This is a genomic window from Streptomyces sp. AK010 (assembly GCF_014207295.1).
Lineage (GTDB): Bacteria > Actinomycetota > Actinomycetes > Streptomycetales > Streptomycetaceae > Streptomyces > Streptomyces massasporeus.
In genome coordinates this window covers 32964-54669 of sequence record NZ_JACHCX010000002.1, presented here as the reverse complement: position 1 = coordinate 54669, position 21706 = coordinate 32964, and the positions used below count along the sequence as shown (strand labels likewise).

Annotated in this window: 25 protein-coding genes; 10 read left to right on the top strand and 15 right to left on the bottom strand. The window is 70.3% G+C overall.

The annotated features are described in order from the left end of the window. Window positions 1-11: 11 nt before the first annotated feature. From HDC93_RS03445 to HDC93_RS03415, 8 genes are all read right to left on the bottom strand, one after another. Entirely contained in the window at window positions 12-272 is a 261-nt protein-coding gene (locus tag HDC93_RS03445; RefSeq protein WP_104787603.1) for a DUF3099 domain-containing protein, read from the bottom strand. Between the two features lie 251 nt (window positions 273-523). Continuing rightward, window positions 524-811 carry a DUF1416 domain-containing protein gene (locus tag HDC93_RS03440; RefSeq protein WP_003991226.1) on the bottom strand — a complete coding sequence of 96 codons (288 nt, stop codon included), beginning with the start codon at window positions 809-811 and terminating at the stop codon, window positions 524-526. Between the two features lie 39 nt (window positions 812-850). Continuing rightward, complete coding sequence (locus HDC93_RS03435; protein ID WP_185007069.1) at window positions 851-1696, bottom strand: sulfurtransferase; 846 nt, start codon at window positions 1694-1696, stop codon at window positions 851-853. Window positions 1697-1833: 137 nt separating this feature from the next. After that, on the bottom strand, window positions 1834-1914 hold the full coding sequence (locus HDC93_RS39575; RefSeq protein WP_350310325.1) for a putative leader peptide: 81 nt from the start codon (window positions 1912-1914) through the stop codon (window positions 1834-1836). Between the two features lie 282 nt (window positions 1915-2196). Next, window positions 2197-2934, bottom strand: coding sequence for a DUF2993 domain-containing protein (locus tag HDC93_RS03430; protein ID WP_185007067.1), 738 nt, complete (start codon window positions 2932-2934; stop codon window positions 2197-2199). 151 nt (window positions 2935-3085) lie between these two features. Further along, a complete protein-coding gene (locus HDC93_RS03425) occupies window positions 3086-4201 on the bottom strand; it encodes a hypothetical protein (RefSeq protein ID WP_185007065.1) in 1116 nt (371 codons plus the stop codon). A gap of 3 nt (window positions 4202-4204) precedes the next feature. Continuing rightward, the gene (locus HDC93_RS03420) at window positions 4205-4459 is read right to left on the bottom strand and encodes a MoaD/ThiS family protein (protein ID WP_010036212.1); all 255 of its coding nucleotides are present in this window, start codon (window positions 4457-4459) and stop codon (window positions 4205-4207) included. A gap of 38 nt (window positions 4460-4497) precedes the next feature. Continuing rightward, on the bottom strand, window positions 4498-5349 hold the full coding sequence (locus tag HDC93_RS03415; RefSeq protein WP_185007063.1) for an alpha/beta hydrolase: 852 nt from the start codon (window positions 5347-5349) through the stop codon (window positions 4498-4500). A gap of 176 nt (window positions 5350-5525) precedes the next feature. Here HDC93_RS03415 and HDC93_RS03410 point away from each other — a divergent pair, with 176 nt between their 5' ends. The 6 genes from HDC93_RS03410 (at window position 5526) to HDC93_RS03385 (ending at window position 11093) form a co-directional block, all read left to right on the top strand. After that, entirely contained in the window at window positions 5526-6314 is a 789-nt protein-coding gene (locus tag HDC93_RS03410; RefSeq protein ID WP_185007061.1) for a response regulator transcription factor, read from the top strand. A gap of 128 nt (window positions 6315-6442) precedes the next feature. Next, the gene (locus tag HDC93_RS03405; protein WP_185007059.1) at window positions 6443-7465 is read left to right on the top strand and encodes a LacI family DNA-binding transcriptional regulator; all 1023 of its coding nucleotides are present in this window, start codon (window positions 6443-6445) and stop codon (window positions 7463-7465) included. Window positions 7466-7575: 110 nt separating this feature from the next. Beyond that, complete coding sequence (locus tag HDC93_RS03400) at window positions 7576-8592, top strand: S1C family serine protease (RefSeq protein WP_185007057.1); 1017 nt, start codon at window positions 7576-7578, stop codon at window positions 8590-8592. 30 nt (window positions 8593-8622) lie between these two features. After that, window positions 8623-8802: a hypothetical protein gene (locus HDC93_RS03395; RefSeq protein WP_185007055.1), complete on the top strand. Its 180-nt coding sequence runs from the start codon at window positions 8623-8625 to the stop codon at window positions 8800-8802. An 87-nt stretch (window positions 8803-8889) separates the two neighbouring features. Next, window positions 8890-9627: a response regulator transcription factor gene (locus tag HDC93_RS03390; RefSeq protein ID WP_185007053.1), complete on the top strand. Its 738-nt coding sequence runs from the start codon at window positions 8890-8892 to the stop codon at window positions 9625-9627. 8 nt (window positions 9628-9635) lie between these two features. Beyond that, complete coding sequence (locus tag HDC93_RS03385; protein WP_185007896.1) at window positions 9636-11093, top strand: cell wall metabolism sensor histidine kinase WalK; 1458 nt, start codon at window positions 9636-9638, stop codon at window positions 11091-11093. Between the two features lie 2 nt (window positions 11094-11095). Here the strand turns inward: HDC93_RS03385 and HDC93_RS03380 are convergent, their stop codons facing one another. From HDC93_RS03380 to HDC93_RS03365, 4 genes are all read right to left on the bottom strand, one after another. Next, window positions 11096-11419: a hypothetical protein gene (locus HDC93_RS03380; protein WP_185007051.1), complete on the bottom strand. Its 324-nt coding sequence runs from the start codon at window positions 11417-11419 to the stop codon at window positions 11096-11098. Then, entirely contained in the window at window positions 11416-11766 is a 351-nt protein-coding gene (locus tag HDC93_RS03375) for a DUF6247 family protein (RefSeq protein ID WP_185007049.1), read from the bottom strand. The genes HDC93_RS03380 and HDC93_RS03375 overlap by 4 nt, the downstream gene beginning before the upstream one ends. A 69-nt stretch (window positions 11767-11835) precedes the next feature. Further along, on the bottom strand, window positions 11836-12042 hold the full coding sequence (locus tag HDC93_RS03370; RefSeq protein WP_185007047.1) for a DUF397 domain-containing protein: 207 nt from the start codon (window positions 12040-12042) through the stop codon (window positions 11836-11838). Continuing rightward, on the bottom strand, window positions 12039-12509 hold the full coding sequence (locus HDC93_RS03365; protein ID WP_221516218.1) for a DUF5753 domain-containing protein: 471 nt from the start codon (window positions 12507-12509) through the stop codon (window positions 12039-12041). The genes HDC93_RS03370 and HDC93_RS03365 overlap by 4 nt, the downstream gene beginning before the upstream one ends. A gap of 128 nt (window positions 12510-12637) precedes the next feature. Here HDC93_RS03365 and HDC93_RS03360 point away from each other — a divergent pair, with 128 nt between their 5' ends. The 3 genes from HDC93_RS03360 to HDC93_RS03350 all read left to right on the top strand — a co-directional run bounded on the left by HDC93_RS03360 (window position 12638) and on the right by HDC93_RS03350 (window position 16031). Further along, a complete protein-coding gene (locus HDC93_RS03360) occupies window positions 12638-12907 on the top strand; it encodes a hypothetical protein (RefSeq protein ID WP_185007045.1) in 270 nt (89 codons plus the stop codon). A 124-nt stretch (window positions 12908-13031) separates the two neighbouring features. After that, window positions 13032-13880 carry a hypothetical protein gene (locus tag HDC93_RS03355; RefSeq protein WP_185007042.1) on the top strand — a complete coding sequence of 283 codons (849 nt, stop codon included), beginning with the start codon at window positions 13032-13034 and terminating at the stop codon, window positions 13878-13880. A 78-nt stretch (window positions 13881-13958) separates the two neighbouring features. Next, window positions 13959-16031, top strand: coding sequence for a pectinesterase family protein (locus HDC93_RS03350; protein ID WP_185007040.1), 2073 nt, complete (start codon window positions 13959-13961; stop codon window positions 16029-16031). Window positions 16032-16116: 85 nt separating this feature from the next. On the opposite strand, the gene HDC93_RS03345 is transcribed toward HDC93_RS03350, so the two are convergent. The 3 genes from HDC93_RS03345 to HDC93_RS03335 form a co-directional block, all read right to left on the bottom strand. Next, complete coding sequence (locus tag HDC93_RS03345) at window positions 16117-17151, bottom strand: cellulase family glycosylhydrolase (protein ID WP_185007038.1); 1035 nt, start codon at window positions 17149-17151, stop codon at window positions 16117-16119. Between the two features lie 182 nt (window positions 17152-17333). After that, the gene (locus tag HDC93_RS03340; protein WP_185007036.1) at window positions 17334-18545 is read right to left on the bottom strand and encodes a DUF2993 domain-containing protein; all 1212 of its coding nucleotides are present in this window, start codon (window positions 18543-18545) and stop codon (window positions 17334-17336) included. Between the two features lie 58 nt (window positions 18546-18603). Further along, window positions 18604-20421, bottom strand: coding sequence for a bifunctional UDP-sugar hydrolase/5'-nucleotidase (locus HDC93_RS03335; protein ID WP_185007034.1), 1818 nt, complete (start codon window positions 20419-20421; stop codon window positions 18604-18606). 157 nt (window positions 20422-20578) lie between these two features. On the opposite strand from HDC93_RS03335, the gene mshD reads away from it, so the two are divergent. Further along, complete coding sequence (gene mshD / locus HDC93_RS03330; RefSeq protein WP_185007032.1) at window positions 20579-21505, top strand: mycothiol synthase; 927 nt, start codon at window positions 20579-20581, stop codon at window positions 21503-21505. Window positions 21506-21706: the final 201 nt, after the last annotated feature.

Sequence of the window (21706 nt, the reverse complement as noted above, 5' to 3'; positions counted from 1 at the left end):
CGGACTCCGGGTCAGTGCGGGCGCTTCTTGCCGTCGAGCTCGTCCCACCACTCGTCGGACTGGGGATCCCCGGAGGGGTCGTCCCACCACCGGTCCTCCGGCCCGCGCCGGTTCGCCACCATGGCCGCGACGGGCGGAATGACCATGGCGACGACACACATCCCGACGGCGACGGGAACGGACCACAGCCGCACCACACCCCAGGCCAGCACGAAGAGGCCGATGCAGAGGCCCATCATCGCGAAGTACGTATGACGCCGGCGTGCGTACATACGTCCAGCGTAGGGGGTTTCTGGTGGATCTCCGCGGAGGAAGGAGCGGCGTTCGGTGCGTGCTCTCGACGTGCCGGACGGAAGGTCTCGTAGCGGAGCCACTAGGCCTTTCGTCCGGTGCGGCGAGAGTGCGTGCCGGGCGTCGCGACGCCGCGGAGATCCGTCAGGAACCCCCTGGGTCCGGGCAGGCCGAAGGGCCGCACCCCAGGCGTCCAACCCGCGGGATGCGGCCCTTCGGAATCCGGTCGCCGTCAGACGGCGATCGCGACCTCCGCCAGGCCGCCCTGCTGGGCGACGACCGTGCGGTCGGCGGTGGCGCCGGGCACGAGGGCACGGACGGTCCAGGTGCCCTCGGCCGCGTAGAAGCGGAACTGTCCGGTCGCCGAGGTCGGCACCTCGGCCGTGAACTCGCCGGTCGAGTCCAGCAGACGGACGTAACCCACCACGGGCTCGCCGTCCTTGGTCACCTGACCCTGGATGGTGGTCTCACCGGGCTTGATCGTCGAGGCGTCGGGGCCGCCGGCCTTCGCACCGCACATGTCGTACTCCTGAAGTCTGGAAAGGTCGGTCGGGGTTGCTTACTTGTTGGCGCCGAGCTCGATCGGCACGCCCACGAGGGAGCCGTACTCGGTCCAGGAGCCGTCGTAGTTCTTGACGTTCTCCACACCGAGGAGCTCGTGCAGCACGAACCAGGTCAGCGCGGAGCGCTCACCGATGCGGCAGTAGGCGATGGTGTCCTTGGCCAGGTCGACGCTCTCCGCGGCGTAGAGCTCCTTGAGCTCGTCGTCCGACTTGAAGGTGCCGTCGTCGTTGGCGTTCTTGGACCACGGGATGTTGCGGGCGGACGGGACGTGGCCCGGGCGCTGGGACTGCTCCTGCGGCAGGTGGGCCGGGGCGAGCAGCTTGCCGGAGAACTCGTCGGGCGAGCGCACGTCGACGAGGTTCTGCGAACCGATCGCGGCCACGACGTCGTCGCGGAAGGCGCGGATGGACGTGTCCTGGGCCTTGGCCTTGTAGTCCGTCTTCGGACGCTGCGGCACCTCGTCGCCGGCGACGAGCTCGCGGGCGTCGAGCTCCCACTTCTTGCGGCCGCCGTCGAGCAGCTTGACGCTGTCGTGGCCGTACAGCTTGAAGTACCAGTAGGCGTAGGAGGCGAACCAGTTGTTGTTGCCGCCGTAGAGGACCACGGTGTGGTCGTTGCCGATGCCCTTGTCGGACAGGAGCTTCTCGAAGCCCTCCTGGTCGATGAAGTCACGGCGGACCGGGTCCTGCAGGTCCTGGGTCCAGTCGATCCGGATGGCGTTGCGGATGTGGTTCTTCTCGTAGGCGGACGTGTCCTCGTCCACCTCGACGATGGCGATGGTCGGGTCGTCCAGGTGCTCCTGGAGCCAGTCGGCGTCAACCAGGACGTCGTTGCGGCTCATGCTTCTTCTCCTCCGGGGCAGTTACGGCGGGGCGTGCGAGGTCTGCAGGGCGCGCCCTTGAGGCAGGGCGGCGCACGGGTGCCCGTGATGCGGGGCTGCGGGGATGCGCGCGCCGACGCGACTGCCGACGCGATCGCTCAGAAGGTGCGACAGAGCATGGCGGCGACGCGGCACAGGTCTACTGCCCGCCGCTTCGTGAGATCCGCCTGTCGCTTCATAGTGTCGATCGTAGGGACGGTCGGGCGGGCGTGTCACCGGTGTGTCGCATACTGAGACGAGACAATCCGCCATATGGGATCGGGAGGCCTCCGGGGCGCTCGCCGCACGGTGTCCGGCCGACCGTATCCCCCGCCACATCTACGCTGCGGACATCACCGTCTCGCCCACCGGACAGCGCAGGTCGGACCCGCCGAGCGACTGCCTACCCGGCCAGGCGGACCTTGGACCCGCCGAGCAACTGCCTACCTGCCAGGCGGACGTCGGACCCGCCGAGCAACTGCCTACCCGGCCAGGCGGACGTCGGAACCCTTCACCGTGATCTCGACGCCGTCCGGGGCGGCCTGGACGGTGTCCAGCTTGATGCCGCCGGGCAGGCCGTCGATCTTCTGCTGGAAGTCGGTGATCGCCCGGACGCGGTTCTCGGCGATGTCGACGCCGCCGAACTTGGGCAGGCCGTCGGCGTGCACGCGGACGGTGCCGTTGTCCACCTTCACCGAACTGAGCACGGAGACCGGCTCCGGGAGCCTGCTCCCGAGGACCGTGGCCTCGACGGTGACCTTGATCTTGCCGTTGCCGCCGTCGGAGAGGCCGATGACGTTGGCGGTGACGCCCGGGGCGACCTGGGTGGGCTCGGACTTCGCGGTCTTCAGCAGCTCGTCGTAGGCGATGGTCGCGGTGCCGGTGGCGGTGGAGGCGGTGGCGGAGCTGTAGTCGCCGGAGAACTCGACGCCCTTCATGTCGGCCTGGAGGTCGTCGATGCGGATCTTCTGGCCGCCGTTGCCCGCGGCGGCCTCGTAGTCCTTGATGCCGACCTCGATGTCGTCCAGGGAACCGCCGGCGACCTGGGTGAGGAACGGGAAGCCCTTGATCGACACGTCGGGCGTCGCCGACAGGTTCTCCGTCGTCCTCAGCCGGTCGGCGGCCTCGTCCTCGGCGAAGTTGACCGCGACGCGGTCGGCGATCACGAAGAGCCCGCCCAGGATCACGACGAAGATCAGCAGTATTCGCAGTGCGCGCATGCGGTGTGTCCCCCACCCAGTCGGTCGGACGCGGTGCCTGACGACCGGGTGGCCGTCCCTTGCGTGAGAGTAACCCCGCGGGGAAGGGGGACCGGAGGATTGTTGATCATCTGTGACAGGGCGGGCGGCACGGCGTCCCGCCCTGTCCGCTCTACGCCAGCGCCCTGCCCAGGACGTACACCGCCGGGGCCGCGGCGGCCAGCGGCAGGGCCACGCCCGCCGTGAAGTGGACGAAGCGCGACGGGTAGTCGTAGCTCGCGACCCGGTGGCCGATCAGGGCGCAGACGGCGGCGCCCGCGCCGAGGAGGGCGCCCGACGTGCTGAGGTCCGTGACCGCGCCCATCGCGATGCCCGCACCCGCCGCGGCGAGCAGGGACACCACCACCGAGGCCGGGGTCGGCAGCGGCAGCGCGCGGGCCAGGACGGCGACCGCGACGGCCACCGCGCCGACCGTGACCGCGTCCGCCGCGGCCGCGAGATACCCGCCGGCCACGATCGCCAGCGCCGAAGCCGCGACCGTCGCCATCAGGCCGTACATCCGCTCGTCCGGGTCGGCGTGCGACCGCAGCTGCAGGACCAGCGCGAGCAGCACCCACACCCCGATCGTGCCGAGGATCGCCGCCGGCGAGCGGCCCGAGACCAGCAGCGCCGCGTCGGCGGCCAGCGCACCCGCGAAGCCCAGCGCGATGCCCTGCCGGGCCGGCCACATGCCGTTCAGCCGGAACCAGCCCGCCGCGGTGACGGCCTGGAGGATCACCAGCGGCACGAGCAGCGCGTACGTCCCGACCGCCGCGGCACCCGCCAGCAGCAGCCCGAGCAGCGCCGTCAACGCGGCCGGCTGCATGCCGGGCTCGATGATCGGGGAGCGCCCCTCCGCGCGGGCCCGCTGCGCGTCGGTGACGCGCGCGTTCCCACCGACGGTGGCCGGGCCGTAGCCGGTGGCGGAGGCGTCGGCGTCGGTTGCGGCCGGGGCGGCAGGTCCTTGCGGCGTCCGGGGCCTCCGGTGCGAATGGGGCGACTGCGGCGACCGGGGCGACTGCGGTGTCAGGATCGCCGTCTGTGGATCCGGCGCCTGCGCGGACACCGCCCGGTGGTTCTGCGTCTCCCAGGTCTGCCCCTGCCACTGCTGCGTGTACTGCTGAGCGGCGTGCGGGTCTTCACAGCCCTGGTACCCCTGCCCGGGCCACGCCTGCGGCTGCTGCCCGTAGGGGTCGTACGGCTGGTTCGGCTGGTTCGGCTGGTTCGGCTGGTTCGGCTGGTCGGTCATCGCTCATCCTCCTGCGAACGGCGGGAGCACCTCGACCGTGCCGCCGTCGGCCAGCCGTACCGTCTCATGTCCGCGGGTGCCCACGGGGTCGCCGTCCACCAGGAACGAGCACCGGCGCAGGACGCGCTCGAGCTCGCCGGGGTGCCGCTCGCGCACTCCGTCGAGCGCCTCGGCGAGGGTGGCCGCCTCGTACGGCTCCTCGGCCACCCCGGCCGCGGCCTTGGCGGCGGCCCAGTAGCGCACCGTGACCTTTGGCATCTGCTTCCTCAATGAATTCGGCGGTGAACCCCGTCAGGCTAGCCCGCCCGGCCCGCGACCCAGTCCCCGATCCGGGCCAGCAGCTCGTCGCCGGCCGCGTGCTCGGCGTGCCCCATCCCCGGCTCCAGCCACAGTTCCCCCTGGTCACCGGCGGCAGCGGCCAGCATCCGCGGGTGGTCGACCGGGAAGTAGCCGTCGGCCTCGCCGTGCACGATCAGCAGCGGGGTGGGGGCGATCCTCGGCACCGCCTCCACCGGGGAGAGCGGGACCGGGTCCCAGTCCCGGTGGTGGATGCGCGTCCCGAAGCCGTACCGGCCGACGATCCGCCCCTCCGGCCGCGTCACCATCCAGTGCAGCCGCCGCATCGGGGCGGTGCCCCGGTAGTACCAGCGGGCCGGGGCGCTGACCGAGACCACCGCGTCGGTCTCCCGGGGGTGCAGCGCCGCGTGCCGCAGCACGACCGAGCCGCCCATCGAGAACCCGACCGTGCCCACGCGCGCGTGCCCGAGCTCCCGCGCCCACCGCACCGCCGCCGCCAGGTCGAGCACCTCCCGGTCCCCGACCGTGGACCGCCCGCCGGAGGCACCGTGGCCCCGGAAGGAGAACGTGACGACCGCCCCGTAACGGGCGAAGGCCTGCGCCACCCTTCGTACATGCGGCCGGTCCACGGCCCCGGTGAAGCCGTGGGCGACGACAAACACGGGATGACCGGTAGGCGTCCGCGAGGCGTCGTACACAGCGGTGCCCGGGTCGTACACGGCGTCGATCGTCACCCCGTCGGCCGTACGCAGAAACGTCCTCGAAGGATTCCGCGCAGGCGTTCCCCCGGGCGTCTCGGAGTGTGGACGATCGGTGGAACGCGCCACATGACCTGCCGGACGAGAGCTCATGTGGGCTATTCTGCTGGGCAGAGGACTCGGGCAGCGTTGCCCCCGGGTCCTTTTGTGCTTTCGGAAGCGTTGTATACGAAGCGGGAAACCGCAGGTGTACGGGGCCTTCGGGATCGCAGACAGAGCGGTGCTGCACCAACAAGCGTCCTCGCAGGGACCGAGGAGGAACCAGACGTATGAGTTCTCTGCTGCTCCTGACCAATGCCCTCCAGCCGTCGACGGAGGTGCTTCCCGCCCTCGGCCTGCTCCTGCACAGCGTGCGTGTGGCCCCCGCGGAGGGACCTGCCCTCGTCGACACCCCCGGCGCCGACGTCATCCTCATCGACGGCCGGCGCGATCTGCCGCAGGTGCGCAGCCTCTGTCAGCTGCTGCGCTCCACGGGGCCGGGCTGCCCGCTCGTCCTCGTCGTCACCGAGGGCGGCCTCGCGGCCGTCACCGCCGACTGGGGCATCGACGACGTCCTGCTCGACACCGCCGGCCCGGCCGAGGTCGAGGCGCGACTGCGACTGGCCATGGGGCGGCAGCAGATCGTCAGCGACGACTCCCCCATGGAGATCCGCAACGGCGACCTGTCGGTCGACGAGGCGACGTACTCGGCCAAGCTCAAGGGCCGCGTCCTCGACCTCACCTTCAAGGAGTTCGAGCTCCTGAAGTACCTCGCACAGCACCCCGGCCGCGTCTTCACCCGCGCCCAGCTGCTCCAGGAGGTCTGGGGCTACGACTACTTCGGCGGTACGCGCACGGTCGACGTGCACGTACGGCGACTGCGCGCCAAGCTCGGCCCCGAGCACGAGTCGCTGATCGGCACCGTCCGGAACGTCGGTTATCGATTCGTTACGCCGGAGAAGCCGGAGAAGATGGAGCGCGCCGCCGAGGAGGCGAAGGCCAAGGCGGCCAAGGCGGATCCGGACACCGAGGACAAGTCGGCCGCCCTGGACGCGGCCGAGGCCCGCGCGAAGGCGTAAAGAGGCGTATTGCGCCGCCGACCTGGGCATCGCGTCCCGCACGGGGTGCCCCGGACGGCGGTCGGCATATCGCACGGAACCGCCTTTACGCCCTGCCCAGAGCCGGTATATCCGCGTAGACTCCGCTCGTGGCCAAGGTGACTCGGGATGATGTGGCGCGGCTGGCAGGGACTTCCACTGCCGTGGTCAGCTATGTCATCAACAACGGACCCCGGCCGGTCGCCCCGGCCACGCGCGAGCGTGTCCTCGCCGCGATCAAGGAACTGGGGTACCGGCCCGACCGGGTGGCCCAGGCCATGGCGTCCCGGCGCACGGACCTCGTAGGCCTGATCATCCCGGACGCCCGCCAGCCCTTCTTCGGGGAGATGGCGCACGCGGTCGAGCAGGCAGCCTCCGAGCGCGGAAAGATGGTCCTCGTCGGCAACACCGACTACGTCGGCGAACGCGAGGTCCACTACCTGCGCGCCTTCCTGGGGATGCGGGTCTCCGGACTCATCCTCGTCAGCCACGCGCTCAACGACCTCGCCGCCGCCGAGATCGAGGCCTGGGATGCCCGGGTCGTGCTGCTGCACGAACGGCCCGAGGCCATCGACGACGTCGCCGTCACCACGGACGACCTGGGCGGCGCCGAGCTCGCCGTCCGGCACCTGCTGGAGCACGGTCACGAGTACGTCGCCTGCATGGGCGGCATAGCCGAGACCCCCGCCGTCGGCGACCCGGTCTCCGACCACGTCGAGGGCTGGCGCCGCGCGATGGACGAGGCGGGGATCTCCACGGAGGGCCGCCTCTTCGAGGCCCTCTACAACCGCTACGACGCCTACCAGGCCGCCCTGAAGATCCTCTCCGGCCCCCAGCGCCCGCCGGCGATCTTCTGCTCCACCGACGACCAGGCGATCGGCCTGCTGCGCGCGGCGCGCGAACTGCGCATCGACGTGCCCGGCGAGCTGGCGGTGGCCGGCTTCGACGACATCAAGGAGGCGGCGCTCACGGACCCGCCCCTCACGACGATCGCGTCCGACCGCCCGGCGATGGCCCGGGCGGCGGTGGACCTCGTCCTCGACGACGGGCTGCGGGTCGCGGGGGCCCGTCGGGAGCGGCTGAAGGTGTTCCCGTCGCGGCTGGTGACCCGGCAGTCCTGCGGCTGCGCGTAGCCTCCGAGGGCTGAGACGGCGAGCCTCTTTATATCGGGCATACGAGGTTCTGTCGGGCTTCTCAGGGAGCACTCAGGAAGCTCTCATGGTCGGGCGACAAGCTCTCTTCCATGACCGAGAGCTTCCACCGCAGTGGCGAGTACGAGAACCCTTACGAGGGTCAGCAGCAGGCCCCGGTGAACCCCGAGTGGCCGCCCCCGCCGGCGTACACCCCGGCGCATGCTCCGCATCCGAAGAAGCGCGGCCGCGGCCCCCTCGCCCTGATCGCCGCCGTGGCGATCGTGGCGGCGGCGATAGGCGGCGGCACCGCCTACGGCATCCAGGAACTGACCGGCAACGACACCGTCGCCTCCAGCTCCACCAGCACCACCGTGGTCCCCTCCAGCCAGAAGGGCACCGTGGCCGGCGTCGCGAAGGCCGTCAGCCCGAGCATCGTCGAGATCAGCGCCAACTCCAACGCCGGGTCCTCCACCGGCTCCGGCGTGATCATCACCAGCGGCGGCGAGATCGTCACCAACAACCACGTCGTCGCCGGCGCCTCCCAGATCAAGGCGACGACCAGCGACGGCACGTCGTACACCGCGAAGGTCGTCGGCACCGACAGCAAGAAGGACCTGGCGCTGATCAAGCTGGAGAACGCCTCCGGCCTGAAGGCCGCCACCCTCGGCGACTCGGCCGGGATCCAGGTCGGCGACCAGGTCGTGGCCATCGGCTCCCCCGAGGGCCTGTCCGGCACCGTCACCAGCGGCATCATCTCGGCCCTCGACCGCGACGTGACCGTCCCGACCGAGGAGGACCAGGGCCAGGGCCAGCAGTGGGGGCAGGGCCAGGGGCAGGGCGACCAGTGGCCGTTCGAGTTCGGCGGGCGCCAGTTCAACGGCGACACCGGCTCCGACACGACGACGTACAAGGCGCTCCAGACCGACGCGTCCCTCAACCCGGGCAACTCCGGCGGCGCGCTGATCGACATGAACGGCAACATCATCGGGATCAACTCCGCCATGTACTCGCCGGCCGGCCAGGCCTCCTCGTCCTCCGACGCGGGCAGCGTCGGCCTGGGCTTCGCCATCCCGATCAACACCGTCAAGGCCGACCTCGCGAAGCTGCGGGCCGGGTCGACCGACTGAGCCCGGCAACCGGCAGCGAGGAGTACGGCGATGATCGAGCAGGTGGTGCACACCGAGCCGGGCGGGGACCCGGCGGCGATCGGCCTGGCCCTGGCGGTGGCGTCCGCCCTGCACGCGCCGTCGGGCCGGGCGGCGGAGACGGCACCGGCCACGGCGACCCGCAGGACGAGCCGCGCCGGGAAGGCCCGGCGCCGGGCGCCGCGGGTCTGACGTTCCCGCCGGCTCACGCCCGCGACGTGCGACGCTGAGAGCGTCAGAGCACCCCCGCCCCCCTTCACCCCCGAGGACCCCCGACCCATGAGCCCCGCAGACGGCGACCGTGACCCGCAGCGCATCCTGATCGTCGACGACGAGCCGGCCGTACGCGAAGCGCTCCAGCGCAGCCTCGCGTTCGAGGGATACGGGACCGAGGTAGCCGTCGACGGTGCCGACGCGCTCGACAAGGCGGCGGCCTACCGGCCCGACCTGGTCGTCCTCGACATCCAGATGCCGCGCATGGACGGTCTGACGGCGGCGCGCCGCATCCGCGCCACGGGCGACACCACGCCGATCCTGATGCTCACGGCCCGTGACACCGTCGGCGACCGCGTCACCGGCCTCGACGCGGGCGCCGACGACTACCTGGTCAAGCCCTTCGAACTCGACGAACTCTTCGCCCGCATCCGCGCGCTGCTGCGCCGCAGCTCCTACGCGGCGGCCGTGGGCGCGGCCGACCCGGCCGACGAGGACGCGCTCACCTTCGCCGACCTGCGCATGGACCTCACGACGCGGGAGGTCACGCGGGGCGGGCGCCAGGTGGAGCTGACCCGCACGGAGTTCACGCTCCTGGAGATGTTCCTGGCACACCCGCGCCAGGTCCTCACCCGGGAACAGATCCTCAAGGCCGTCTGGGGCTTCGACTTCGAGCCGTCGTCGAATTCCCTCGACGTGTACGTCATGTACCTGCGCCGCAAGACCGAGGCGGGCGGCGAGCCGCGCCTCGTGCACACGGTGCGGGGTGTCGGATACGTGCTGCGGCAGGGCGGCGCGGAGTGAGTTCCTGGATGCGCGGGGCCGTACGGCGCTTCCGCTCCCTGCCGATCCGCTCCCGGCTGGCGCTGCTGGTGGCGGCGGCGGTGGCGTTCGCTGTGGCGGCGGTGTCGGTGACGTGCTGGTTCATTGTGCAGGGGAAGTTGTACGACCAGGTGGACGGGGACCTGAAGTCGTCGTTCCGGACCCTTCAGGCAGACGATTTCGACGCGTTGACGAAGACGTGCCCCCAGAAGCCGTCGAACACCCTCGGCGGGGCACCGCGACCGCAGACCTACGCGCAGGTGGTCGGGTCCGACGGCAGGGTCTGTCTCTTCAGCAACCTGATGCCGCAGGTCAAGGTCACGAGCGGGGACAGGGAGGTGGCCAGGAATCCTGACCCCAGGACGGCCGTGCTGCGCAACGGCACGGACAGCGACGGCAACTCGGTGCGCGTGCTGACCACGGCGGTCGTAGTGAAGGACGGCCCGTTCCAGCAGGGCGTGGCCGCCGACTACGCGCTGGTCATCGCCGTCCCGCTCAAGGGAACGGAGTCCACGCTCAACGAGCTGGCGCTGATTCTCCTGCTGGTCTCGGGTGTCGGGGTGGTGGGCGCCGGAGCGGCCGGCCTCACGGTCGCCAGGGCGGGCCTGCGACCGGTGGACAAACTGACGGAGGCCGTCGAGCACGTGGCCCGCACGGAGGATCTGGACGTCCGTATCCCCGTGGACGACGCGAGCGAGGACGAGGTGGCTCGCCTGTCCCGCTCCTTCAACTCGATGACGTCGGCCCTGGCCAGCTCCCGGGAACTCCAGCAACAGCTCATCGCGGACGCGGGCCACGAGTTGCGTACGCCGCTCACCTCATTGCGCACCAACATCGAACTCCTCACCCGCAGCGAGGAAACGGGCCGCCCCCTCCCCGAGGCGGACCGCAAGGCGCTGCTCGCGTCGGTGAAGGCACAGATGACGGAGCTGGCGGCACTCATCGGCGACCTCCAGGAACTCTCCCGCCCGGACACGGGCCAGCACGCGGGCCGGACACAGATCGTCGCCTGGCAGGACACGGTCGAGTCCGCGCTGCGACGGGCCCGGCTACGGGGCCCGGAGCTCACGATCACGGCGGACGTCCAGCCGTGGTTCGTCCGGGCGGAACCCTCCGCCCTGGAACGGGCGGTGGTCAACATCCTCGACAACGCGGTGAAGTTCAGCCCGGAGGGCGGCACGGTCGAGGTCCGCCTGATCGACGGCGTCCTCACGGTCCGCGACCACGGCCCGGGCATCCCCGCCGACGAACTCCCCCACGTCTTCGACCGCTTCTGGCGCTCCCCGAGCGCACGGGCGCTGCCCGGCTCGGGCCTGGGCCTGTCGATCGTGGCGCGCACGGTGCAGCAGGCCGGGGGCGAGGTCTCCTTGTCCCGGGCGGAGGGCGGCGGCACGGTGGCGACGGTACGACTGCCGGGGGCGGCCACGGCGCCGCCGGAGCTGCCGTAGTCTCATTGCCAGAAGATCTCTTCCACCACGATCTGCGGGTCCTCGGTGCGCTGCACGAAGGTGTACTTCAGCCAACCGCGATGGTTGTCGAAGTACAGGATGTGAGCTCCCTTGGGATCAGTGGACCGTACCGGTTCGACGTACATGGTGACGGGGAGATCGCCGTCGGCGTCGATCCCCCGGAAGTACGGGTCCTTCACGGTGATCAGCTCGGCACGAGCCTCGTCGACCATTCTCCGCACGTCCTCAGGTAACGCGTTGCGGGAGGCGAGGGCATCGAGCCGCCAGTCCATCTGCCACGGCGGCCCCATGAAGTCGTCGGTCACCGACCGGGCCTCGTTTCCCGCGCCCGGTAGCGGATCCTCGATGCTTCTTCGAGGAGGGCCCGGGCCTCGTCGATATCCGAGCACTCGTAGGCTGCCCGGTGCTCGAGGTCGGCTACGTGGGCGTCCAGCTCGGGGTCACGGGCGATGGCGTACTCGCCCCACCAGCGGGCCATGAATGCCGGGAGGGGGGCGATGTCGTACGTGTCGGCGATCGCACGCTTCCAGTGTTCGTCGAAGTCCGGGAGAAGCTGGGGAGCATGCCGGGCGATGGCCTGGCGGAGCGCCTTCGGGGTCCGCTCGGGCATGGGTGGAACGGCAGGGGCGGGTTCCTCAGCATGTGCAGTCATGATCGATACGCTCCTTCGACGCGCCGCGCCTACGACCATAGCGGCAGCTTCAGCACGTCAGGGAATGGATCAACACGATTCGCCCTTGACCTGCGTCAGGAACGACGTCCACGAGGTCGCGCCGAACACGAGTATCGGGCCGTCGGGGTTCTTGCTGTCGCGGACGGGGACTGTGCCGGGGTGAGCGTCGGCGGCCTCCGGGCAGTTCGTGCCGCCCCCGTCGCTGTAGGACGACTTGCGCCACGTGGCGGTGGTGAGGTCAGGAGCTCGGTTCATTCTCTGCACGCCTCTGGAAGGCGCTTTATGAACGCCGTCGACTCCGTAGGGGTCAGCGCCGCGTCCCTGACGCGATCGTAGGACAAACGGAAGCGCAGGACCTTGTCCGCTTCCGTGATCAACTCGCCGAAGCCGTTGCCCTCTGTCCAGGCGACCGGCTCACCGGATCGTTGCCAGAACAGCCAGAGGTGGCTGTCCATGAGGTCGTGCACCCCCGCCGCGAAGGGCAATACCTGGATCGCGACGTTCGGCAACACGCCTGCGTCCAAGAGGTGCGACAACTGCTCCGCCCACACCTTCGCTTCAGGAACGGGCCGCCGAAGCGCCACCTCGTCCAGGATGACGCGTACGTCCGGTGCCGACTCGCGGTGGAGCAACTCCTGCCGTCCCATCCGCGCATCGCCGAGGTCTGCGAGGCACTCCTGCTCACCCTTGTACGACTCCTGTTGCCCGCCCGAGGGCGCCATCGGGCCGCCACGCCCACCTCACGGTCGCCACCCCTGCCCGCGCACGCCGCGCGCCCCCTCCACGTAGAGGCCCTCGTCATGGACACCCGCCTGGTCCGCCCGTACCTCCACGCCCTGGAGGTCCACGCATGAGGCTGCTCCCCTGGACCGGGGCCGACGGCAAGGCCTGTTACCTGTCCACCGACGATCCCCACAGCCACCTATCGCTGCTCGCCGATGACGTCGAGGCCGCTTCACTCGACTCCGCCGAGCAGGTGCTCGCGGGTGCCAAGGCCGTACTCGAAGACGCCAAGGCGGGTGAGCGTGCCGTTCGTTTCGCACTGACAAGGGCCGTGGAGTCCCTGGGGGACGTACTCCGCGTCGCGATCAGCCGTGGCGGCGGCACCAGCGCCCGATAAAGCAGGACAAGCCCGCCTCCCAGCTGTCAATGTCCTGTCGTACCCACCAGTACCGCACACACCTGCACCCGTTCTGACATCTTCACTGCCGTCACAGAACGACAAGCAGGAGTGAGCCCCCCACATGCGTCTCATCCGCACGTCAACTCTCAGAAAATGCGGTGTTGTTGCCGCTTCCCTCGCCCTCGCCGGCGCCGGTCTGCTGACCGGCGCGGGGACGGCCGCCGCCGGGCCCGCCGGGGCCACCAACATCCGGGGTGTGGATCCCGGGGACACCGACCGGATGATCGAGCGGCTCTGCAGTCAGGAGACGAGCCTGACGGGCGTGTACGGCGCCCTCAACGTCGACACCGGTGAGTTCAAGACCCAGGACGAGTACCTGCGGGACGTCTTCGGGCTGTGGAAGCCCGCCGGGCCGTGGGAGCTGTTCCGCGGCTGGTGCGGCTACGCCGAGGCCTCGACCTGGTCGATCAAGGGCGACACCGTCCGCACGTCCCGGTGGATAGGCAACAAGGGGTCCGCCGACGACAAGGAGACCTTCGTCAGCAGCTACAGCACCAAGACGTTCGCGAAGAAGAGCGTCGGCGGCTCCATCAGCCTCTCCCTCGCCAAGAGCATCTTCAGCGGAACCGTGGGCGGCAGCGCCGGCTACGAGTGGGGCTGGGAGAAGGAGTCGAGGTTCGAGACCCGGAGCGAGAAGACGATTCCGCCGTGCCGGCAGGTCGCCGTGACCTGGACGCCGTACCAGCGCGTGGTGCGCGTGAACCCGGTCTTCCACGTCGAGGACTACCAGTGGGACAAGGGGAACGGGGAGCGGACCGTGCACAGCTGGCGGGACCGGGGCTACCAGACCGTCTACTCCCACGGGTACTACATCGACGGGATCTCCGACAAGCTCCTGCCGAGCGGCCAGCCGGACGGTCGTGAGGACAAGATCGAGGAGAAGCTCGACCCCAAGTCCTGCGTGAAGTAGGGCAGATACCCCGGCAACCTTTCCGTGTGGGGCGGCGACTGCTCGGCGGTCATTCCCCCACACGGAACGGATCGCCGCATGAGTGAGCCGCGCAGCACAGCCCAGCACCGCCGTCGCAGAAGCCGTACCGCCCTGGCGGTCGGGGTCCCCCTGGCCCTGACCGCCGCCGGCACCTTCGCCTACGGCGGCGACCTCGGCGTCCTGGGCTCCACCGCACTGCAGGCCTCCGCCGCCACCGCCGCCGCCCCCGCCTGGGCCGCCGACACCGCCGACGGGTTCGCCTCCGTCAACTCCCTCGGGCAGAACGGGACGTACGGCGGGCGGGGTGGTCAGGTCGTCACCGTGACAACGCAGGCCGAGCTGGAGAAGTACGCCACCGCGACCCAGCCGTACGTCATCGTCGTCGCCGGGACCATCGCCATGAACCCGGTCGGCAAAGAGATCAAGGTGCAGTCCGACAAGACCATCGTGGGCCGGGGGACCGCCGGGCACATCGTCGGCGGCGGGTTCTTCCTCGGCCAGGGCGTGCGCAACGTGATCATCCGGAACCTGACCATCCGGGACGCGTACCAGGGCATCTGGAACGACAAGGACCATGATTTCGACGCCGTCCAGATGGACGGCGCCCACCACGTGTGGATCGATCACAACGATCTGCGGCACATGGCCGACGGGCTCATCGACGTCCGCAAGGACTCGACGAACGTCACCGTCTCCTGGAACAAGCTGAGCGACAACAACAAGACCTTCGGCATCGGCTGGACCGAGAACGTCAGGACCGACATCACGATCCACCACAACTGGATCCGCGAGACCGAGCAGCGCAACCCCTCCACGGACAACGCCGCGCACGCGCACCTCTACAACAACTTCCTGGAGGACGCCCCGAACACGAGCATCGGCTCGTCGTACGGGAACTACTCGCGCGGCTCGACCAGGATGGTGCTGGAGAACTCCTACTTCCAGGGCATCAGGAACCCGGTGATCAAGGACAGCGGCGCCACGATCGTGCAGCGCGGCAACGTCTTCTCCGGCACCAGCGGGCGCAACGAGAGCGGCGGGAGCGCCTTCGACCCGAAGGCGTACTACTCCTACAGCCTCGACCAGGCCGCCGATCTGCCGTCCCTCCTGAAGTCCGGTGCCGGGCCGCGTGGTTCGATCGGCACCACCGCCGTCTCCACCCGGGCCGCGGCCGCCACCACCCTCACCGTCGCCCAGGACGGCAGCGGCCAGTACCGCACCGTGCAGGCCGCGGTGAACGCCGTACCGGCGAACAACCCCTCGCGCGTCGTGATCGCCGTGAAGCCGGGGACGTACCGGGAACTGGTGAAGGTGCCCTCCAACAAGCCGCACGTCACCATCCAGGGCACCGGCGGCAGCCGCAAGGACACGACGATCGTCTACAACAACGCGGCCGGTACGCCGAAGCCCGGGGGCGGCACCTACGGCACGGGCGGCAGCGCCACCGTCGCCGTCGAGGCCGACGACTTCCAGGCGCGCAACCTGACCATCTCCAACGACTTCGACGAGAAGGCCAATCAGAGCCTCAGCGGGCATCAGGCCGTCGCGCTGCGGACCGCCTCCGACAAGGTGTTCCTGGACGGGATCATCGTCAGCGGCGACCAGGACACGCTGCTGCTCGACACCGCCGCCAAGGACAAGCTCGGGCGGGTCTACGTCAGCAGTTCCTACGTCATCGGCAACGTCGACTTCATCTTCGGGCGGGCCACGGCCGTCGTCGACAGGTCCGTCATCACGCTGAAGAAGCGCTGGGACGGCACCTCGGCCGGGTACGTCACCGCGCCGAGCACGGCCGCGAACCGCAAGGGCATCCTGATCGCCAACTCCACGGTGAACGGCGATGTCTCGGCCGGGACCTTCTACCTCGGCCGGCCCTGGCACGCGGGCGGGGACGCCTCCCTCGACCCGCAGACCACGGTCCGCAACACCAGCCTGAGCAACGCGATCAAGTCGGCCCCGTGGACCGACATGAGCGGGTTCTCCTGGAAGGACGACCGGTTCGCCGAGTACAAGAACAGCGGCGCGGGGGCGGGCGGTGCGAGCGGCGACCGGCCGCATCTGACCGACGCGCAGGCCGCGAACCAGGAGGTCGGGGACTGGCTCGCGGGCTGGACGCCTTCGGCGTCCTGAAAGGCTGCCTTCCGGGTCCGGCTGACGAGCGGCGCCGGACCCGGAAGGGCCACCATCGTGATCCCGTGGGGGCTCTTGCCGGTTCCTACTGCTTCCAGGCGTAGTGCAGCCGGTCCAGGCCGCTCTGGTTGTTCACCGTCAGGCTGAGGTTCGTGCCCGTGCCCTGGAGCGTGGTGAGCGAGTAGGTGTCACCGTTGCGCAGGCCGGGCCAGTAGACCGAGCCCAGGCCCAGCTCCCGGATCGTGTCGGTCGCGGCCTGGATGTACGCGATCTCGTTGGAGGTGCCCGCCGGGCCGTTGTAGTCCAGGCCGGTGGTCATGGAGGCGCCGAACTCGTCGAGGATCGTGCGTGAGGCGCAGTCGCCTATGCGGCTCTTGAAGTCGGCCTTCCACTGGTCGACGCTGGTCCAGTCGGTGTGCCAGAAGCCGTAGTTGTGCAGCGCGAGGCGCGTGCCCTTCAGGCGCGGGTCGGCGCAGACCGGCTTGACGTCCTCGCTGTACTTGTAGCCGCCGATCAGGATCCGGTCGCGCGGCACGTTGCCGTGGCTGCTCACCCACTTCGCCGCGATGTCCGTCCATTCCTGGGCGGTGTAGCCGAACGGCTCGTTCATCGGCTCGAAGTACACCTTGGAGTCGCGGGCGTAGGCGGAGGTGATCCGCGCCCACATCCGGTCCCAGGACGCCTGGTCGTCGATCTTGCCGTCCTTGGCGTTGTCGGCCTCCCAGTAGCCCAGGATGACCTTGAAGCCCTTGGCGGTGGCGGCGTCGATCGCGCCCCGGTACGACTTCCAGAACGGGCCGTTCACGGAGGCCGGGTTGACCGGGAGGCGGACGGTGTTGGCGCCCAGCTCGGAGAACCCGCCGATGATCGCCTTGGACTTGGCGTAGGTGGTGGCGTAGCTGTCCGACGTGGACAGGCCCGAGGGCACGACCGCGTCATGGGCGAAGTTGTCGCGCGGGTCGGCCCAGTTGACGCCCTTGAAGTCGCTGACGGGCGGCGGGGTGGCGGGACGGTGGGTGGGAGAGGCGGCGGCGGGGGAGGCGAGCGCTCCACCGAATGCCGTGACGCAGGCCAGCAGCGCCCCCACGCGAGCTGTCCCGCGATGGTTCCTTTGAGGCACGACATCCCCTTCTGAGCATGTGCGAAGGTGAGCAGGCCGCGGACGGACCGCTCATGGGAGCACGAAACTAGAAGGAAACTCGAACAGAGGTCAACACATCTGCACACAAAGTTTCACTCACGGCGGGGCCGGGCCACTCAGGAGGACGTCTCCCCGTGGGCCGGACCGGGCCCCTCGAGGAGTCACCGCCCGACCGTCAGCCCCGTCCCGGACACCCGCACCCGGATGCCCTCCTCCTCCACCCGGACGTCCCGCAACCGCACGTCCCCCTGGTCCGGCTCGGGCAGTTCGAACGCCAGGGACAGCCGGTCGGCCAGGACCGGGCGGGTCAGGCCCGACAGAGAGTCGAGCAGGTCGGGGTCCAGGCCCAGACGGCGCATGACGTCGGGGTTCTCCAGGGCCAGGTCGATGAGGTTGAGGCCGGCGGCCTGGCGGGCGAAGCGCGGGGAGCCGGTCAGCCCGGCGAGCTTGCCGTCGTCGGCCAGCGCCTCGCGCACGGTCGCCTCGGGCACGCCCATCCGCTGCACGATGGCCGGCACCGACAGCAGCGCCTTGGCCTTGCGGGTCTCCCGGGCGAGGTCGGCGGTGCCCTTGGGCGTCAGGTGCAGGCCCTCCGAGGCGCGCGTGCCGGGGCGGTAGGTGGCCAGGTCGCCGATGTCCAGGCGCATCTTGCCGATCTCGGTGGCGATGCCCCGCTCGCCCTGCCGCTGGATCCGGGCCTCGGCGCGCAGCCGCAGATCGTGCCCGGCGACCGGCAGGGTGCCGTCCGCCCGGACCCGGTCGCGGCCCTCGCCGGTGAACGTCACCTGAGAGGCACCGAGTTCGCGGTTGAGGTCGGCGAAGGTGAGCTGGACGTCCCCGTCGAAGCGGGGGACGTGGGCGCCGCGCACGGAGGTGAGGCCGTCGGCGTCCAGCGTCACGTCGTGGGCCGTGGCCGACACCTTGGCCAGGGAGACCCGGTCGGCGGCGACGTCCGGGACGGTCACCTTCACCGAGTCCAGCCGCTTGTCGGCGAGTTGGGTGAGGAAGGGGAAGCCGCCGATCTCCACCTCGGGCGCCGCGGCAAGGTCGAGGCGGTCCTTCAGGGTGTCGGCGGCCCGGTGCTCGGCGTACAGCACGGCCCAGCGGTCACCGAGCGCGGCGAACGAGGCGAGGACGACCAGGCCGACCACCGCCTTCACCGCGAGCGGCAAGCCAGCGAAACGATTCTTCCTGCGCCGCTTGCCGCCGCGGCGGTGGTCCGGCGGAGCCCAGGCGTCCTCGGCGCCCGCATCACGTTCCTCCGTGAGGAACTCATCCAGAGGGGTCTCCTCCAGAGGCCCGTCATCGAGGGCGGCGAGCTCCTCGTACGGGTTCGGACGGGGATGCGCAACTGGGTGGTGGGGGGTACGCATCGATCCATCCGATCATGCGTACCTCCCCCACCCGCAACCTGAACCCCGGGTATGCGACTTACTTCACGATCGTGATGCGGTCCGCCTTCGGCGGGGCGATCGGGTTCGACGCCGAGGAGTTGGCCGTCAGGTACTGCTCCAGAGCCGTCAGGTCGTCGCTGCCGACCACGTCGTTGGTGCCCTGCCCGAGGGTCGGGAAGCCGTCGCCGCCGCCCGCGAGGAAGCTGTTCGTCGCGACGCGGTAGGTGGCCGCCGGGTCGATGGCCGCACCGTTCACCTTGATGCTGTCCGTGACCACCCGGTCGGCACCCGACTTGGTGAGGTCCAGCGTGTAGGTCAGGCCGGACGAGACCTGGAGGACCTTAGGGGCCGCCGCGTTCGGGCCGGACACCTGCTCCTTGAGCGCCTGGATGACCTGCGCGCCCGTGAAGTCCTGGAGGTTCACGGTGTTCGCGAACGGCTGGACCGTGAAGCCCTCGGCGTAGGTGACGACGCCGTCGCCCTCACCGGCCTTGGCCGCGTAGGTCAGCGGGGCGCGGATACCGCCCGGGTTCATCAGCGCCAGGTCGGTCTCCGGGTCGAGCTGCTTGCCGTGGGCTAGCTGCGCGTCGGCGATGAGGTCGCCGAGCGGGGACTCGGTGCCGGTGTTGCCGATGTCGCCGGAGATGTAGCCGATCGGCTTGTTGCCGATGGGCGCGGCCAGGGTGTTCCACTTGCTGATCAGTTCGGTCATGTCGGGCGCCTTGGGGACGTCCCGGGTGACCACGCGGTTCGCGGACTTGACCGCCGTACGGGCGATGTCGCCGGTCCTGCGGTCGTAGGTCAGCGTGGTGTCGGTGTAGAGACGGCCGAAGGACGCGGCCGAGGTGACCATGCGGGGCTTGCCCGCCGGGTCGGCGATGCTGCACACGTACGCGCTGTGGGTGTGGCCGGTGACCAGCGCGTCCACCTGCGGCGTGACGTTCTTGGCGATGTCGACGATCGGGCCGGAGACGCCGTCGCCCGCACCCGGGGAGTCACAGTCGTAGTTGTACGACGTCGACGCCGGGAAACCGCCCTCGTGGATCAGGGCGACGATCGACTTCACGCCCTGCTTCTGCAGCACCTTGGCGTACTTGTTGATCGTCTCGGTCTCGTCCTTGAAGGACAGGCCCTTGACGCCCTCGGCGGAGACGATGTCCGGGGTGCCCTCCAGGGTCACTCCGATGAAGCCGACCTTGACGCCGTTCTTCTTCCACACCCAGTAGGGCTTGAGGATCGGCTTCTTCGTCTTCTCGTCGAGGACGTTGGCGGCCAGGTAGGGGAAGTCGGCGCCCTTGAACCTCTTGTCCGCGTAGCAGCCGTCCTTCGGGTGGCAGCCGCCGTTCTGCAGACGGCCCAGCTCCCTGGCGCCCTCGTCGAACTCGTGGTTGCCGACGGAGGTGACGTCGAGGTCGAGCTTGTTCAGCGCCTCGATGGTCGGCTCGTCGTGGAACAGCCCCGAGATCAGCGGGGAGGCGCCGACCATGTCGCCGCCGGCCGCCGTGATGGAGTACTTCTCGCCCTTGCGGGCCTGCCGCAGATGCGTGGCGAGGTACTCGACACCACCGGCGTCGATGGTCTTCGTCGTGCCGTCGGCCTGCGTCTCGGTGACCCGGCCGGAGGAACCGGCCGGCGGCTCCAGGTTGCCGTGCAGGTCGTTGAACGACAGCAGCTGCACGTCCTGGTAGCGGCCGTACCCGCCCTTGCGGTGCTCCTCCCCGGCACTGGCCGAACCGGGCAGCGCCGCGGCGGCCAGCGCGCCGACGGTGACGACACCGGCGGTGAGAGCGACGAAACGGTTCGTACGACGTCTGCGGCGCTCCTGGTGCGCCGACGCCGGTGAAGTGGCTGGCATACGCCCCCCTGTGGGTCTGCTGGCGGTTGTGATCGGACGGTGTTGCCGTCCGGCGCAGCCTAGAGTCAACGCGCGTAGCGCGACAGGCCTTTCGTGGTTACGACCTGGTTGCTTCTTTGCCGCCGATTTGCCGGTGGTGCGCCGTACCCTCGTACGCATGACCAGCGACGACACCGTACGGCCCGGACGCCCCCGCTCGATCGAGACCCTGGCCGCGCTCTCCGCGGAGCAGACCGAGGCCGTGCTCGGACTGCTCGACGAGGCGGCCGGGACCGACGGGCAGCAGGCGGTGTCCGAACAGGGCCGGTTGCAGTTGCGCGGCGGGGAGCGGGAGGGCGTGTCCCATCTGCTGCTGACCGCCGGCGGGGAACTTGTCGGTTATGCCCAACTGGAGGACACGGACCTGGTGGAGCCGCCGGCCGCCGAGCTGGTCGTGCACCCCGGGCACCGCGGGCACGGGCACGGGCGGGCGCTCGGCTCGGCGCTGCTGGCGGCCTCCGGCAAGCGGCTGCGGGTGTGGGCGCACGGCGGGCACTCCGCCGCCCGGCATCTCGCGCAGGTCCTCGGCCTGACCCTCTTCCGTGAACTGCGCCAGATGCGGCGGCCGTTGACCGACTTCGCCGCACCCGACCCGGTGCTCCCCGAGGGCGTCTCGGTCCGCACCTTCGTCCCCGGCAAGGACGACGCGGCCTGGCTCGCGGTGAACGCCGCCGCCTTCGCCCACCACCCCGAGCAGGGCTCCCTCACCCAGCGCGACCTCGACGACCGCAAGGCCGAGCCGTGGTTCGACCCCGAGGGCTTCTTCCTCGCCTTCCGCGGCGACGAACTCGTCGGCTTCCACTGGACCAAGGTGCACGCCGAGGAGGGCCTGGGCGAGGTCTACGTCCTCGGCGTCGGCCCCGGCGCGCAGGGCGGCGGCCTCGGCAAGTCCCTGACCACGATCGGGCTGCGGCACCTGGCGGGGCGGGGGCTGCCGACGGCGATGCTGTACGTCGACGCCGACAACAAGGCGGCGGTGTCGGTGTACGAGCGGCTGGGGTTCACCACGCACGAGGTGGACCTGATGTACCGGACGGAGACGTGAGCTCTCCCACGGTGCCGGGCCTGTGCGTCCGCCCGGCCGCCGCTCCGACCTCGCCACCCTGGTCCGGCTCCGCGACGTCGCCACCCTGGTCCGGCTCCGCGACGACGCCACCCTGGTCCGGCTCCGCGACGACGCCACCCTGGTCCGGCTCCGCGACGACGCCACCCTGGTCCGGCTCCGCGACGACGCCACCCTGGTCCG

Coding starts and splice junctions, on each gene's coding strand:
- HDC93_RS03445 (WP_104787603.1), bottom strand. CDS start 272: ATGTACGCACGCCGGCGTCATACGTACTTCGCGATGATGGGCCTCTGC.
- HDC93_RS03440 (WP_003991226.1), bottom strand. CDS start 811: ATGTGCGGTGCGAAGGCCGGCGGCCCCGACGCCTCGACGATCAAGCCC.
- HDC93_RS03435 (WP_185007069.1), bottom strand. CDS start 1,696: ATGAGCCGCAACGACGTCCTGGTTGACGCCGACTGGCTCCAGGAGCAC.
- HDC93_RS39575 (WP_350310325.1), bottom strand. CDS start 1,914: ATGAAGCGACAGGCGGATCTCACGAAGCGGCGGGCAGTAGACCTGTGC.
- HDC93_RS03430 (WP_185007067.1), bottom strand. CDS start 2,934: ATGCGCGCACTGCGAATACTGCTGATCTTCGTCGTGATCCTGGGCGGG.
- HDC93_RS03425 (WP_185007065.1), bottom strand. CDS start 4,201: ATGACCGACCAGCCGAACCAGCCGAACCAGCCGAACCAGCCGAACCAG.
- HDC93_RS03420 (WP_010036212.1), bottom strand. CDS start 4,459: ATGCCAAAGGTCACGGTGCGCTACTGGGCCGCCGCCAAGGCCGCGGCC.
- HDC93_RS03415 (WP_185007063.1), bottom strand. CDS start 5,349: ATGAGCTCTCGTCCGGCAGGTCATGTGGCGCGTTCCACCGATCGTCCA.
- HDC93_RS03410 (WP_185007061.1), top strand. CDS start 5,526: ATGAGTTCTCTGCTGCTCCTGACCAATGCCCTCCAGCCGTCGACGGAG.
- HDC93_RS03400 (WP_185007057.1), top strand. CDS start 7,576: ATGACCGAGAGCTTCCACCGCAGTGGCGAGTACGAGAACCCTTACGAG.
- HDC93_RS03395 (WP_185007055.1), top strand. CDS start 8,623: ATGATCGAGCAGGTGGTGCACACCGAGCCGGGCGGGGACCCGGCGGCG.
- HDC93_RS03390 (WP_185007053.1), top strand. CDS start 8,890: ATGAGCCCCGCAGACGGCGACCGTGACCCGCAGCGCATCCTGATCGTC.
- HDC93_RS03385 (WP_185007896.1), top strand. CDS start 9,636: ATGCGCGGGGCCGTACGGCGCTTCCGCTCCCTGCCGATCCGCTCCCGG.
- HDC93_RS03375 (WP_185007049.1), bottom strand. CDS start 11,766: ATGACTGCACATGCTGAGGAACCCGCCCCTGCCGTTCCACCCATGCCC.
- HDC93_RS03370 (WP_185007047.1), bottom strand. CDS start 12,042: ATGAACCGAGCTCCTGACCTCACCACCGCCACGTGGCGCAAGTCGTCC.
- HDC93_RS03365 (WP_221516218.1), bottom strand. CDS start 12,509: ATGGCGCCCTCGGGCGGGCAACAGGAGTCGTACAAGGGTGAGCAGGAG.
- HDC93_RS03360 (WP_185007045.1), top strand. CDS start 12,638: ATGAGGCTGCTCCCCTGGACCGGGGCCGACGGCAAGGCCTGTTACCTG.
- HDC93_RS03355 (WP_185007042.1), top strand. CDS start 13,032: ATGCGTCTCATCCGCACGTCAACTCTCAGAAAATGCGGTGTTGTTGCC.
- HDC93_RS03350 (WP_185007040.1), top strand. CDS start 13,959: ATGAGTGAGCCGCGCAGCACAGCCCAGCACCGCCGTCGCAGAAGCCGT.
- HDC93_RS03340 (WP_185007036.1), bottom strand. CDS start 18,545: ATGCGTACCCCCCACCACCCAGTTGCGCATCCCCGTCCGAACCCGTAC.
- HDC93_RS03335 (WP_185007034.1), bottom strand. CDS start 20,421: ATGCCAGCCACTTCACCGGCGTCGGCGCACCAGGAGCGCCGCAGACGT.
- mshD (WP_185007032.1), top strand. CDS start 20,579: ATGACCAGCGACGACACCGTACGGCCCGGACGCCCCCGCTCGATCGAG.